The sequence below is a fragment of the Chitinophaga sp. YIM B06452 genome, from assembly GCF_039655965.1.
Taxonomy (GTDB): domain Bacteria; phylum Bacteroidota; class Bacteroidia; order Chitinophagales; family Chitinophagaceae; genus Chitinophaga.
The window spans coordinates 26,354-40,439 of record NZ_JAWLKY010000003.1; the positions used below are offsets into that span (position 1 = coordinate 26,354).

Annotated in this window: 7 protein-coding genes; 5 read left to right on the forward strand and 2 right to left on the reverse strand. The window is 53.0% G+C overall.

The window, feature by feature from the left end; translation table 11 throughout:
• Window positions 1–5: 5 nt before the first annotated feature.
• Complete coding sequence (locus R3I13_RS17110; protein ID WP_346319172.1) at window positions 6–2,273, reverse strand: GH92 family glycosyl hydrolase; 2,268 nt, start codon at window positions 2,271–2,273, stop codon at window positions 6–8.
• Between the two features lie 77 nt (window positions 2,274–2,350).
• Window positions 2,351–4,837, reverse strand: a complete 2,487-nt coding sequence (locus tag R3I13_RS17115) for a DUF4965 domain-containing protein (protein WP_346319173.1) — start codon at window positions 4,835–4,837, stop codon at window positions 2,351–2,353.
• 306 nt (window positions 4,838–5,143) lie between these two features.
• Here R3I13_RS17115 and R3I13_RS17120 point away from each other — a divergent pair, with 306 nt between their 5' ends.
• The 5 genes from R3I13_RS17120 to R3I13_RS17140 all read left to right on the forward strand — a co-directional run bounded on the left by R3I13_RS17120 (window position 5,144) and on the right by R3I13_RS17140 (window position 14,072).
• Window positions 5,144–6,607, forward strand: a complete 1,464-nt coding sequence (locus tag R3I13_RS17120; RefSeq protein WP_346319174.1) for a family 43 glycosylhydrolase — start codon at window positions 5,144–5,146, stop codon at window positions 6,605–6,607.
• 159 nt (window positions 6,608–6,766) lie between these two features.
• Window positions 6,767–7,342, forward strand: coding sequence for an RNA polymerase sigma-70 factor (locus R3I13_RS17125; RefSeq protein ID WP_346319175.1), 576 nt, complete (start codon window positions 6,767–6,769; stop codon window positions 7,340–7,342).
• A gap of 126 nt (window positions 7,343–7,468) precedes the next feature.
• Window positions 7,469–8,548 (forward strand): FecR domain-containing protein, encoded by a 1,080-nt coding sequence (locus R3I13_RS17130; RefSeq protein ID WP_346319176.1) that lies wholly within the window; start codon window positions 7,469–7,471, stop codon window positions 8,546–8,548.
• Between the two features lie 195 nt (window positions 8,549–8,743).
• Window positions 8,744–12,130, forward strand: a complete 3,387-nt coding sequence (locus R3I13_RS17135) for a SusC/RagA family TonB-linked outer membrane protein (protein WP_346319177.1) — start codon at window positions 8,744–8,746, stop codon at window positions 12,128–12,130.
• Window positions 12,131–12,140: 10 nt separating this feature from the next.
• Window positions 12,141–14,072 (forward strand): RagB/SusD family nutrient uptake outer membrane protein, encoded by a 1,932-nt coding sequence (locus R3I13_RS17140; RefSeq protein WP_346319178.1) that lies wholly within the window; start codon window positions 12,141–12,143, stop codon window positions 14,070–14,072.
• The last annotated feature ends 14 nt before the right edge of the window (window positions 14,073–14,086 follow it).

Consider the following 14,086-nt stretch of genomic DNA (forward strand, 5'->3'; position numbering starts at 1 on the left):
GGCTATCACTTTGATACTGAATAGGGAAGGTCTTCCGGTTGCAGCTTCCTTTCCTTACCGGCGGTATTTTTCATTTCGAAAGAAAGCGTGCCGCCCGCCGCGATATCCTGGTAAGTGATAAATGTTTTGGAATAAGGCCTTCCATTCAGCATGGCATGATGCGTATATACGTTTTCAGCTGAATTGCCTTTCGCTTCTATTACAAACTTCTTCCCGTTCTCCAGCCTGATCGTTGTTTTGGTAAACACGGGGCTGCCCAGTACATACTGGTCCGTACCCGGGCATACGCTGTAAAAGCCCAGGGCGCTTAATACATACCAGGAAGACGTTTGCCCCTGGTCTTCATCGCCGGGGTAGCCGTTTTCCGTTGCATTGTAGAGTTTTTTCATCACTTCCCTCACGTGAAACTGCGTTTTCCAGGGCTGCCGGCCGTAATTATAGAGGTATACCATGTGCTGGATCGGCTGGTTGCCATGCGCGTATTGCCCCATGTTGGCCATCACCATTTCTGTCATTTCATGGATCATGCCGCCATAGGTGCCGGTCTTTACCTTGTTCGGTTCGGTAAATACCGCGTCCAGTTTGGCGCAGAAGGCTTCGTCGCCACCGAGCATTTTTTTGAGGCCATTGATGTCGTGGAAGACGGACCATAACCAATGCCAGGCATTTCCTTCCGTATAGGGGCCACCCCATTCTACCGGGTCGAAATCTTTGAGCCAGTTCCCTTTTTCGTCCCTGCCGCGCATAAAACCGGTGGTGCTGTCGAAAACATGCCGGTAGTTGAACATCTTTTCCTCAAATCCCTGCCGGTATTTTTCATTCTTCGAAGCGGCAGCCAGGGCATAACCGCAGAAATCGTCGTATGCGTATTCCAGCGTTTTGGCGGTTGCTTCGCGGTATTTTGGATACGGCACATACCCCAGCTGGTTATATTCCATGTAGCCATCCCTTCCGTTGGCCGGGCCCCAGGGGCCCTTGTTGTTGGCTTCATGATAGTACGCTTCCAGGGCAGCGGAGGGGTCGAAGGTGCGGATGCCCTTTGCCCAGGCGTCTGCCAGCAGCGATATAGCGTGGTTGCCGATCATGCTGCCCTGCTCATTGGGGAACGACCAGGAAGGCAGCCAGCCGCATTGTTCGTATGCTTTCAGCAGGGCCTGCATATACCGCCCGTGCATTTGCGGGTACAGCAATGCATTCAGCGGGAACTGCGCCCTGAACGTGTCCCAGAAACCGGTATCGGTAAACATATAACCATCATGCACTTTACCATCGTATGGACTGAAATAATAAGGCTTCCCGTTTTTATCCAGCTCGTAGAATTTCCTTGAAAACAGGCTGGCCCGGAAAAAGCAGGAGTAAAAAGTTTCCTTGTCCGTTTCGGTTCCGCCTTCCACCATGATCCTTGACAGGTGCTCGTTCCAGACCTTCTTTGCAGCGGCCTTAGTTTGCTCCAGCGTTTGGTGTTTTCCCAATTCGCGGGACAGATTGAGCTGTGCCTGCTCTTCGCTGATGTAGGAAGAAGCGGTCTTCACCTGAACGGTAGCGCCTTCCTTAAATTGCAGGTAAGCACCCGCTCCTTTTCCTTCAGCCTGCAGGTTGCCCGGCTGGATGGCGCCGGATGTATTGTCCCAGGTGCCGTAAGCAGTAAAGGGCGTGTCGAATTCGAGGACGAAAAAGCTTTTCCATCCTTTCTGGAATCCCCGGCCGTTGTTGACAAAGCCGGTGATCATTTTTTTGCCCGGGTATATTTTCACGCCGCTCAGGCCGGTATAGCCGTCCAGCACAATATTTCCCTTGTGCCCTTTGGGAAACGAGAACCGGAGGTGCGCGCCCCGTTCTGTAGGCGCCATTTCAGTGCGCACTTTGTTATTGAGCGTTACGCTGTAATAGTAGGGCCGGGCTGTTTCGTTTTCATGCTCAAAGCCCGTGGCCCTTTGATCCTGGTTTACTATAAGACTGTCCATCACCGGCATCAGCGAAAAAACAGCGTAGTCGTTGGACCAGGAGCTGCACTGGTGTGCCTGTTGAAAGCCCCTGATGCTTTTCCTGTGATATTGGTATTTCCATCCGTCGCCGTTATGGCCCGTTTGCGGCGTCCAGGTATGCATGCCGAAGGGGAGGGCGGTGGTAGGATAGGTGTTCCCCCTGGTCAGCTCATGGGCGGAATTGGTGCCCTGGAGCGTGTTTACATAATCTGCAAGCGCAGTTTGCTGGCATAGGGCGTTTCCGGCAGCTGCAAGCTGGATGATCAGGACTGTCAGTATTTTTTGCATAGCCAACTAATATAAGGGCGATAATTTATTTTGTCAACCCTTCACCATCAATTTTACAGGCAGCTGCCGAGCCGCCTTTATTTGTTCAGTTTATCGTTCAATACTTTCATAAAATAACCGGCCACCACGCTTCTCGCCTGGAACCCGGTCTGCTCGCCGTTCACGGTTTCGTGCCAATCGCTCAAAGGTACCCTGCTGCGAGTTTCCAGGGCATATTTCTGCAGGGGGAGGATGAAGCGTTCGAACTCCGTATTATCTTTTGTCATTACAGCCGTCCACATGATCCAGTCGGATTTGGTATAGGTTTTACGGGAATCCAGGGGAAGACCGTAGGGTTGTTGTTTGGTCAGGTAGTAGCTGATCTCTTTTTCAAATACACTTTGTGGGAAGAGATGGAAATCCAGCACTTTGTCCCATACCAGGTTATATTTCTGGCTCCAGGTGTCTTTCTTTTCGAAAGCCAGGGTGAAATGATCGCCGTCGTCCGCCAGCTTTATCCAGTTCTGCATCATGGCGCGGCTGCGGTCCTGGTAATACTGCGCATCTGTTTTGTGGCCCAGCATGTCCGCGAGATAGGCATAGCTCCGCAATGCCATGATGGCTTTGGCGGAAAGATTCACGTTCCGTGCCAGGTGGCCGGCGAAATCGTCCGTACAAAGCTGGTTGGCCGGGTCAAAACCTTCCTTGTCCAGGTACTGAGCCCAGGTGGTAAGCGTGCGCCAGTGTTTCTTTGCGTAACCCGCATTGCCTTCCACTTTGGCGATGGCCGCCGCGAGGATCACCATGTTGCCGGCTTCTTCCACGGGCATATCTTCGCCGTATACCTGCCCGTTTGCGAGAGGATAAGTGCCGAGATCGTGCGCGGCGAAAGGTTTGGTCCATTTACCGCTTTCGCTGTAATAGAAGATGCCGTTCATCATGCCCTTTTCCAGCTCCGGGTTATAGGCGAGGAACAGGGGGGCGGAAGGGTAGGTGAGGTCTACGGTGGCAATGCAGCCATTGCTGAAATTCTCCTTGGATAAGAACAGCAGCTCTTTCTGCGGGCTTTCCACCAGGCCGTGGGCTGCAATGCTCTGGCGGTACGCCAGCTCGCACAGCTGCGCATAAGCCGCTCCGCCCGCGTTGAGCGCATCTGTATAGATCGTGTCCTGGAAATTTTTTACTTTTTTCATCTCGGCGCTGTAATTGGCCGCAGCTGTATTCATTAAAGTATTAAAACTGCGGTTGCCGTTCTTATTCCACCAGGGGCGCAGGTTTTTACCGAAATACTGGATCGCGTACACTTCATCGTATCCCAGCAGCATAAATTTGTCTGCCGGCGCATCGCCTACCTGGCCGAAGGATACGACCGTATTGAGGCTTAAACGTTTTCCTTTCTTTTCAACCGGGCCTTCGTACCGGTTTTGCAGGAACTGGCGGATACCGGAGGGTTCGTCTGCCGCGATATATTGCCGGGAGTTGTCTTTGGAGGCGCCTACATAAAAGTATCCCCAGTCAATGCGCAGGTCGTCGCCTCTTTTCTTTAACACAGGCTGCTCAACGGTGCCTGCCTGCAGCAGTTTTATACCGCCTGTGGCAGCCGCTTTCGCTGTCATCTCCTGCGTGGGGAGATTGGCCGCAATGTCGGTGCTGGCGCTCAGGAGCACAGACACCTGGTGTTTGTTGCCATCGTTGGACCGTACCTGGTAGCTGATGTAGGACACGGGCGTGGATAACAATGCCAGGTCTTTCAGCAGCAGGGGCGACGTGAAAGTCAGCGACAGGTCCACCTTCCCGCATTTGAAGCGGTAGTTTGTTTCCATGGCTTTAACGGCCACATCCTGCTGTTCCGCTTCCAGGATCATTTTGCTGTCTTCCGTTTCTACCTTTCTCACGATGCCCGCGTCCAGGAAACGGCCGCCGGCTGTATTGCACACGTGAAAGGCCAGTACGTTCTTACCTGCTTTCAGGTTGGCTTTTAACTGTTCTCCCAGGTCCAGGAAAACGTAATTATTCACCCATCCCTGTTTATGATAAATGGGTTTGCCGTTCAGGAAGATGTCGATATTATCATCGTGATTGATCCGCAGGAACAGGTTGTCGAAGTTCGTGCCATCGTTCAGTGTGAACGTTCTTCTTACCCAGAGGTCGTTGGTATCCCAGAAGGTCTTTGCCTTTTGCCGGTCGTCTGAAAACGGCGCCCCGCCTGTTTTCCAGCCTGCGTCGTTGAAGGTGGCCTCCTGCCAGCCTGAACCGGGGTTGCTCAGGGTATAGGCTACCTGGTAGGGCGTTTCGTCTGCCGTGGGCAGCACCGTTGTGAACTGGTCGGTTTCTTTGCCGAGGAAGCGGTAGTAGGCATCGTCTACTTTAATGATCCCGATCAGGGAATGCTCCGCGCCTGTCCAGTGTTTTGTAACAGACCCGTTCAGCCGGTCCGTACTGCTCCAGATGCTGAAGTAGGGAGTATGCGTGATAAGCGGGTAGCTGGGCGCTTCTTGTTTTTGCGCAACGCAGGTTACGGATTGAAGGAAACCACATGCAAGGATAACAGTCATCCTGAAATGCTGAGCCAACACTGTCATCATAAATTTTTTGTTCAGTTTTAAACGGTTACGATACTATCAAAAATGCTGTCTTTTACAAGACGAGGGCGAATTTCAAAAGAAAATGGCTTAGTCAGGTAGTCAAAATGTTTCAATATCTGGTCAAATTGAATCATTTTATGCTACTGCCATTTCCAGGCTGTCATTTTTCGTTAATTTAATTCATAAGCCCGTCATTACCTAAAAGCCCCCGCTGCTCCTCGCAATGACGGACGCAGATAACCCTTCTAACTAAATTAGAAATTCTCAATTCCACGATAAAAATTGATAATCCTAAACCCAAACCCAATGGAAAAACAATGTAAAAGAACCTTTCCACGTCTTATTGCGGCAGTTATCCTCACACTCGGTTTTGCTGGATGCCAGGAAAAAGAAACCGCGTCAACAGAAACGATCAGGCCCGACTTAAAAGGCAATGTTGCCCTGCTGAGCGCCATCGGCCTGATGAGCGGCAACCCCATCCTGCCGGTTGCGACTGCCGATCCGGATATTATTTACGCCAACGGCAAATATTACATTTACCCGACCGCTACCGGGCCCAATACCAGCCAGTTCCACGCCTGGTCGTCTGCCGACCTGCTGAACTGGACGGACGAGGGCATTGTGCTGGACCTGGCGAATGTGAGCTGGGCGCATGCGGACGGATGGGCGCCCTGCGTGGTGGCGCGCAACGGGAACTACTATTTTTATTTTACCGCGGAGAAAAAAATAGGCGTGGCGGTAAGCGCCAGTCCTACCGGCCCCTTCGTAGACAAAGGCAGCGCGCTGGCCACCGGCGATGGTACGGACCCGATAGATCCCATGGTATTCGTGGACGACGACGGCCAGGCTTATATGTATTGGGGCAACACCACTTTCAACATCCAACGGCTGAACAGCGATATGATATCGCTGACAGGCACGCGCGGGCACAACAAGCCGTCCAACTTTTTCGAGGCCGCCTACGTGATCAAACGGAACGGCGTTTATTACCTGATGTATTCCATCAACCATTTTGGCAACGATGACTATCATGTTGAATACGCCACTTCGTCGAACCCGATGGGCCCCTGGACGTACAAAGGACGCATCACCTCGCCGAGGGGAGCGATCAAAGGGCCGGGGCATAACGCGGTGATCAGGAAACCCGGCTGCGGCGACGAGTATTTTTTTGTGTATCACCGGCGCACCAGCACCAATATCCACGAGCGCCAGGTGGCTATAGACAGGATGTTTTTCGACGCGGCGGGCAATATTGTGCCGGTAAGCATTACCAACTCAGGCGTTGTAGAATCCGCCGGCGGCACGCCCTGTTATACTCCTAACCCGATTGCAAACGGGCAGTACGTTATCCGCTCGAAAATGAATACCACTGCGGGCGCGGGCCTGTATGTCGATATTGCCGGATGCGCCACCGGGAATGCCGATGTAAGAACCTGGACGCGCACGAACTGTAATGGTCAGAAGTGGAACCTCACTTACCAGGGCAACGGTTTTTATAAGATTATATCGGAGTTGCCCAACCATAAGGCATTAGACCTGGATGCATGCGGGATAGACCGCGGCGCGAATATCCAGGTATGGGATGTTTTTGCAAACGATTGCCAGCAGTGGCGTATAGAACCCGCGGGCGGAGGCTGGTACCGCATTATGTCCAAATCAAGCAACAACGTGATGGATATTGCGGACGGAAGTAATACGCCGGGGGCGGATATCCGGTCGTGGAACTGGAATGGCACGGATGCGCAGCTGTGGAAATTTGAAGCGCCCTGATGTTTAAAGCGGTATGGGCCGTCTATGCGGGAGCTAATGGCGGCCTCTTTTTAGCACCTCCTTCCGGAATTCTGAAAAAAAATAAAAAAATCAAAAAAATCCAATAACTTGATCCCTGCATCGTATTGATATTGCCGTCTTTCATATAAACCTCTGCCATTGGAAAATACACGGTTGTCTGAAATATCCAAACGGATCGAGAACGACGATGAAAAAGCATTCAGGGAGATCTTCGATCTGTTCTATTTCGACCTGATTGCCTTTTCCCGGCAGATCATTGCAGATGAGCAGGCTTCGGAAGACATCGTGGAAAACGTGTTCATCAAGCTTTGGCAGAACCGCAAGACGCTCGGCAATATCAACAACCTCTCCGCTTATCTTTACACCGCTGTTAAATACGCCTCGATCAATCACCTTAAAGCCCGGAAAAACGTCAGCGAAGTGTCTATCGAAGACCTGGACGACGGGAACCTTTTTTCCTTTACGACCCCTGAATCGTCCATGATCGGGAAAGAAGAGATACTTACTATCGAGAAGGCCATCAACCAGCTGCCCCCCAGGCTGAAGCTCGTGTTTTACCTCGTTAAGGAAAAAGGGATGAACTGCCGGGAAGTTGCCAAGATACTGAGCTCTTCCGTCCGCACGGTGGAAACCCAGCTCTATCATTCCCTGAAAAAGATCGCCGCCATCCTGGAGGAAAGCCAGGTGATACTGCCACGGCGCAGCAGCCGGTAAGCCGCCGGCCCGTATTCCGTTCCTCCAAACTGCCAGATTCCCGGTTCCCGGGATTTTTTTTTGTGTATGACTACGTAAGTTGACCTGTTCCGTTGTCATACAAAAGAAGCACTTATCGTCAAGTCCATGCAAAGAAGCCGTTTAATTGAATTGCTCGCAAAAAAGAAATCGGGGGGCATTTCGCTCAAAGAACAATTTGAGTTGTCTAAATGGCTTCAGGGAAATGACGAAGACAGGGAACTGGCTGGCCAGATCGACGAATTATTCGGCATGGAATACAGGCCGGAGCGGACGGATGAAGACCGGAAGAACAGGGAAAAAAGCTGGGACCGCATCCAGAAGTCCATGCATTCGGAAAGCGGCGGCGAGCCGCCTGCGCCGAAACGGCCCGTGGGCTTCAGGTGGCGTCGCATCATCCCGCTGGCCGCCGCCGTTGTTGTGTTATGCATGGCAGGGGCCTGGTATTGGCATTCCGCCGTGAAAGATGCCGGAACGCGCCAGAATATCGTCGGTACCGAAAAAGGGTCGCGCTCCAGGCTGACCTTGCCTGATGGCTCGAAAGTTTGGCTAAACGGCGACAGCCGCATCTCCTATGGCGCCAGTTTCGGCAAAAACAGCCGGGAACTGACCCTCACAGGGGAAGCATATTTCGATGTGGCAGGAGATCCCAATCACCCGATGGTTATCAGGACTGCCGCCGTCACCATCAAAGTGCTGGGGACCGCCTTTAATGTACGCGCCTACCCGGACGAAAAAAACACCGCCACCACGCTGGTGCAGGGGAAGGTCCAGGTTTCGGTGAACCATAAAAAGCAATTGAGCTATATGCTGTCGCCGGATGAAAAACTTATTGTGAGCAACGATTCCGGCCTGCCCGAAGAAACAGGGGGGGGACGCCCGGAAGAGGTTCAACTCCCGAAAGATATAACCAAAATCAAAATAGTAAAAACAGACTCCATTCCTCCCGAAGCGCAATGGATCAATAACAAGCTGGTCTTCGTCAACCAACCGCTCCACGAAGTAGCTAGTATTTTATCGAGTTGGTATGGCGTAAGTGTTGTCGTGCAAGGAGGTACAGAGATGAAAGCCCGGCGTTACACGGGCATTTTTGAAAACCAAAATATCCAAAGCGTTATGGAATCACTGCAGGTAGCCGGCGGTTTCAACTACAAAATGAAAAACGATACAATTTTGATAGCGCCTTAAACCAAAATCACGTAACATATGATAAGTTGACGATCGCGGATTTATGCTGAAATCTGCGGGGGCTTCCACGTGCCCTGCAGTAAACAATCAACAAACTTCGGCCGTGCAATGCCGGTTGATTCTCAATCGAATTTTTAAGTTATGACTACTACTTACTGCTATAGCCGAGGCTATATGTTTAAGCAATTGGTTGCAATGAAGATCATATTTTTTATTGCACTCTTTACCGGGTCTTCCCTGCTGGCGAACGACCTTTCCGGTCAGGACAAGATCACCCTGAATTTCAGCCGTGCGCCTATTGAGAACGTTCTCCGGACGATCCAGTCGCAGAGCAGGTATTCCTTCGTGTACCAGTCCGAGGTGATCCCGCCGGGCATTGTGATCGACATCAACACTAAAAACGCTTCCATCGATTCCGTGATGAGCCGGGTGCTCCGGAATACACCGCTGTATTACAGGAAGATGGACAACAATGTGATCGTCATCCTGAACCGGCAGGCGCCCGAAACCCGCGTCTCCACGCAGCCGCCGGTTACCGTCAGGGGGGTGGTGAAAGACAGGGCAGGCGGCCTGATGCCGCATGTGTCCGTTTACATCAAAGGAACGCAGACCGGCACGATGACCAACGAAAAAGGCGAGTTTAAGATCGAGGCTAACCAGTACGACAGCCTCGTTTTTTCGTTCGTGGGCTACAAGCCGCAGACGGTCTTCATCAGCGACAGCCGCACGCTGATCATCGTGATGGATGCGCAGGAAGGCAGCCTGAACGAAGTGGCGGTAGTAGGGTATTCCCGCCAGAAGAAGTCCAGCATGGTGGCCTCCGTGACCACCATTAAACCGGGCGAGCTGCGGATACCCAGCAGCAACCTCACCAATGCCCTGGCCGGGCGCCTGGCGGGTGTGGTGGCCTACCAGCGAAGCGGGGAGCCCGGGCAGGACAATGCATCCTTCTTTATACGCGGCATCACCTCTTTCGGCGCTTCCGCTAAAAAAGACCCGCTCATCCTCATCGATGGCATCGAGCTGAACACCAGCGACCTGGCCCGGCTGAACCCGGACGATATCGCCAGCTTTAGCATCATGAAAGACGCGCTTGCCACCGCGCTCTACGGCGCGAGGGGCGCCAATGGCGTTATCCTCGTTACCACCAAGGAAGGGAAGGAAGGAAAAATGAACGTGGACGTGCGCATCGAAAATTCCTTCTCCATGCCCACCGAAAGGATCAGGACAGCCGACCCCGTTACTTTCATGAGAATGCACAACGAATCGGTGAAGACCCGCGACCCTGTTGGTCAGACGCTGTACACCGATGAGCAGATCACCTTCACCGAAATGGGGCTGCACCGCGACATCTATCCCGCCACAGACTGGCAGGAAGCCATGTTCAAAGACGTCGCAGTCAACAACCGCATCAACCTCAGCTTCACCGGCGGCGGCAGCGTGGCCAGGTATTACGTGGCAGGTTCAGTTACCCGCGACAAGGGGAACATGCGCGTAGACAAGAAGAATGATTTTAACTCGAACATCGACCTCTACAAATATTCCATCCGCTCCAACGTCAACATCAACCTGACGAAGACCACCGAAATGTCCACCCGTTTCGTGGCGAATTTCGACGACTACACCGGGCCTATAGACGGTGGCTCAGCCATGTACCGGAAGGTGATGCAGGCAAACCCCGTGCGCTTCAAGCCTTATTACGCGCCCGATTCAGCGTTCTCCTACGCGAAGCACATCCTGTTCGGGAATTTCGAGACGGGAAACTACCTGAATCCCTACGCTGAAGCGCTGCGCGGCTACCGCGATTACAGCAGGAGCAACATGCTCACTACGGTGGAGCTCAAACAAAACCTGGACCAGTTCGTCAAAGGCCTGATGATGCGGGCCCTGGTGAACTTCGACCGGCGGTCGGAGTACCAGATATCACGCGCGTATGTGCCTTTTTATTACAATATTTCCAGGTTCGACCTGAAGGATGACTCTTACCGGCTCGTGCGGCTCAATCCCAGGACCGGCCGCGAGACGCTGGATTATGACGCCAACAATACCAGCCGCACCATCTCCAACAGTTTTTACTTCGAAGGCGCGGGCCAGTATAACAATAACTTCGGCAAGAACAGCGTGAGCGGCCTGCTGGTGTTCACCGCGCGCCAGTTCAAGCAGGGAGCGCCCAATACCATCCAGCTTTCGCTGCCTACGCGCAACGTCAGCCTGTCCGGCCGTTTTTCCTATAACTACGATTCCCGGTATCTCGCAGAGTTTGCATTCGGATACAATGCTTCGGAACGGTTTTCCAAAGATAACCGCTGGGGCTTTTTCCCCTCTTTCGGCGCCGGTTGGGTCATTTCCAACGAGCCTTTCTTCCAGTCGCTTACTTCTGTCTTCCGCCAGCTGAAGATCCGCGGTTCCTACGGTATTGCGGGCAATGAGGCGATCGGCAGCGCATCGGAACGTTTCTTCTATCTTTCAGAAGTAGACCTCAATGCGCCTTATAATGTGAACTGGGGCATCAATATGAACGAAAACCCCGGCGGCATCAACGTAAGCCGGTACGCCAACGACCAGGTAGGATGGGAACGCTCCTATAAATCCAACCTGGTGCTGGAGTTCAATCTTGTCAACGGTCTTTCATCCATTATAGAAGTATATAAGGAAAAAAGGAAGAATATCCTGCAGGACAGGATCATTCCCGCTACCGCCGGCATCCTGCCGGCAGTGAAAGCCAATCTCGGCGAAGCCGAAGGGAAAGGCATCGATATTGAACTGAACTATGATAAAAGCATCGGTAAGAACCTGCAGCTGACGGGCCGCGGTACCTTCACCTACAGCACCAGCAGGGTTATCAAATGGGAAGAGCCGGACTATGGCAACAACCGCTGGCTGTCGCGCGTGGGCACCCATCTCGGGCAAACCTGGGGGCTGGTCGCTGAAAGGCTTTTCGTGGACGAAGCGGAAGTGAAGAACTCTCCTAAACAGGAATTCGGCAATTATATCGGGGGCGATATCAAATACCGCGACATCAACGGCGACGGCAAGGTCGATAACCTGGACTTCGTGCCCATCGGCCATCCCACCACCCCGGAGATCATCTATGGTTTCGGTTTATCTGTAGCCTGGAAACAATTCGACGTAAACTTTTTCTTCCAGGGACTGGCCCGTGAATCCTTCTGGCTCAACCAGGACAACGTGACGCCATTTATCGATGGCGACAATGATGATGGAAGGGTAGGGCAGAATGCCGTGATGCAGGTCATTGCGGATGATTACTGGTCCGAATCGGACAGGGATCCTTACGCTTTCTGGCCCAGGCTGGCCAACTACCGGATCGACAATAACCGGCAGCACAGCACCTGGTTCATGCAGAACGGTGCCTTCCTGCGGCTGAAGTCTGTAGACATCGGTTACACTTTCCCCAGGGATTGGCTGAAAAGATATAAGGTAAGCAACCTGCGGATCTATGCCAGCGGCACCAACCTGGCGCTGTGGAGCGCGTTCAAGCTCTGGGATGCAGAGATGGCGGGCTCCGGGTTCGACTATCCCCTGCAGAAAGTGTATAACGTAGGTATAAACATTGGCCTGTAAAAGATCATTTATGAAGAAAGTATTTTTTAAGATAGCTGTTTGTTGCAGCATTTTGACAGGAGCGGTTTCCTGCAACAAGTTCCTCGACGTGGTGCCCGATAACATCCCGACGATCGAAAATGCCTTTTCGGACCGGTACAACGCCATGAAATTCCTGGCGACCTGTTATTGGGGCATTCCCAAATCGGCCGGCTGGAATGAAAACCCCGCGATGCTGGGCGCCATGGAACTGATCTTCAACCGCAACCACCGCACCCAGGGCGGCATGCAGTTCGCTCTCGGGGAAAACAGTGCGGTGCTGGCCATCACCAATTACTGGAGCTCCGGCGGCACCATGGTGCGCTCCCTCTACGCCGGCATGCGCGACTGCAACACCTTCCTGGAAAATATAGACGGTGTGAAAGACATCAACCAGTACGAAAAAGCGCGGATGAAGGCGGAGGTCAAGCTCATCAAGGCCTACCTGAATTTTTACCTGATCCAGTATTACGGCCCCATCACGCCGCTCAGGAAAAATACCCCGCTGACGGAGTCCACCTCCGGCATCCGCGTATACCGCGAAACGATCGACGAATGTTTTAAATACGTGCTGGAACTTATCGACGAAGTGATCGGGTCCCAGGCGCTGCCGCTGAACATTGAAGGTAAGAGCACTGAACTGGGCCGGTTCTCCCGCCCTGTGGCCTATTTTCTCAAAGCCAAGGTGCTGACGTACTGGGCCAGCCCCCTGTTCAACGGCAACAGCGATTACAGCGGGTTTAAGAATCATGAAGGCGTTCCCTTCTTCAACCAGCAATACGACGCCTCGCGGTGGGACAGTGCTGCCAGCGCCTGCAAAGCAGCGATCGATGTGTGCCGGGCAGCAGGGCACCGTATGTATGTGCCTGCAGACTTCAGGGCGGTGAACAGCAAGCCCATCTCCGATACCACTTTGCTGATCAATACCCTGCGCAGCGCCGTTACCCAGCGCTGGAACCCCGAGATCATCTGGGCCAACTCTTCCTACCCGGCCAACTGGGACTACCAGATCACGGCCCTCGCAAGGATGGAAGCCGGTACGTCCACGCCTTCCGGCAATACGGGGATATTGAGCGTGCCTTTGTCTACCGTGGAGCTGTTCTATTCAAACAACGGCGTGCCCATCAACGAGGACGTGTCGTATCCTTACGCCAACCGGTATAATATCCGGGTGGGAGACGCTGCGCACAACCTGTTCATCGCCTCCGGCGAAAAAACGGCTTCGCTCAATTTCGATCGTGAAATGCGTTTTTATTCCACGTTTGGCTTCGACCGCGGCCGCTGGTATGGCAACTCCTTTCGCCCGGTAGAGAAAACGGATGACATCCCTTTCCCCAAAAACCGTTTCGGGGAATATTCCTCCGTGTTCAACCCCGGCGAATACAATGCTACCGGGTACTGGCCGAAGAAACTCGTTTCCATGAACACCACCTGGCGCGATGCGAACAGCGTTACCGAAGAAAGTTATCCTTATCCCGAAATGCGGTTTGCGGACCTGCTGCTCCTCTGCGCCGAGGCGCTCAACGAAACGAAGGGTGCGCCTGACGTGGAAGTGTACCAGTACATCGATTCCGTGCGTGCCCGTGCTGGGCTGAAAGGTGTGCTCGAAAGCTGGAGCCAGTATTCCAACCAGCCCAGTAAGCCGCTCTCGAAGGAAGGCATGCGGCAGATCATCCAGCAGGAAAGGAAGATCGAGCTGGCGGCCGAAGGCGTTTACATGTGGGATAGCAATCGCTGGAAAACGGCCATGAGAGAACGCAACCGCCCCATCCAGGGATGGAACATCAACGGCCGGGAAGCAGAGGAATATTATTCCGTTACCACGGTGTATTTCCAGCGCTTCACCTACAGGGACTATTTCGCGCCGATCCCGCAGACAGAATTGATTAAGAATCCCCTGCTCATCCAAAACCCCGGATGGTAAGGCCAAAATATCTC

Bases quoted from the DNA above. Each gene is read 5' to 3' on its own strand.
- R3I13_RS17110 (WP_346319172.1), bottom strand. From the start codon at position 2,273: ATGCAAAAAATACTGACAGTCCTGATCATCCAGCTTGCAGCTGCCGGA.
- R3I13_RS17115 (WP_346319173.1), bottom strand. From the start codon at position 4,837: ATGATGACAGTGTTGGCTCAGCATTTCAGGATGACTGTTATCCTTGCA.
- R3I13_RS17120 (WP_346319174.1), top strand. From the start codon at position 5,144: ATGGAAAAACAATGTAAAAGAACCTTTCCACGTCTTATTGCGGCAGTT.
- R3I13_RS17130 (WP_346319176.1), top strand. From the start codon at position 7,469: ATGCAAAGAAGCCGTTTAATTGAATTGCTCGCAAAAAAGAAATCGGGG.
- R3I13_RS17135 (WP_346319177.1), top strand. From the start codon at position 8,744: ATGAAGATCATATTTTTTATTGCACTCTTTACCGGGTCTTCCCTGCTG.
- R3I13_RS17140 (WP_346319178.1), top strand. From the start codon at position 12,141: ATGAAGAAAGTATTTTTTAAGATAGCTGTTTGTTGCAGCATTTTGACA.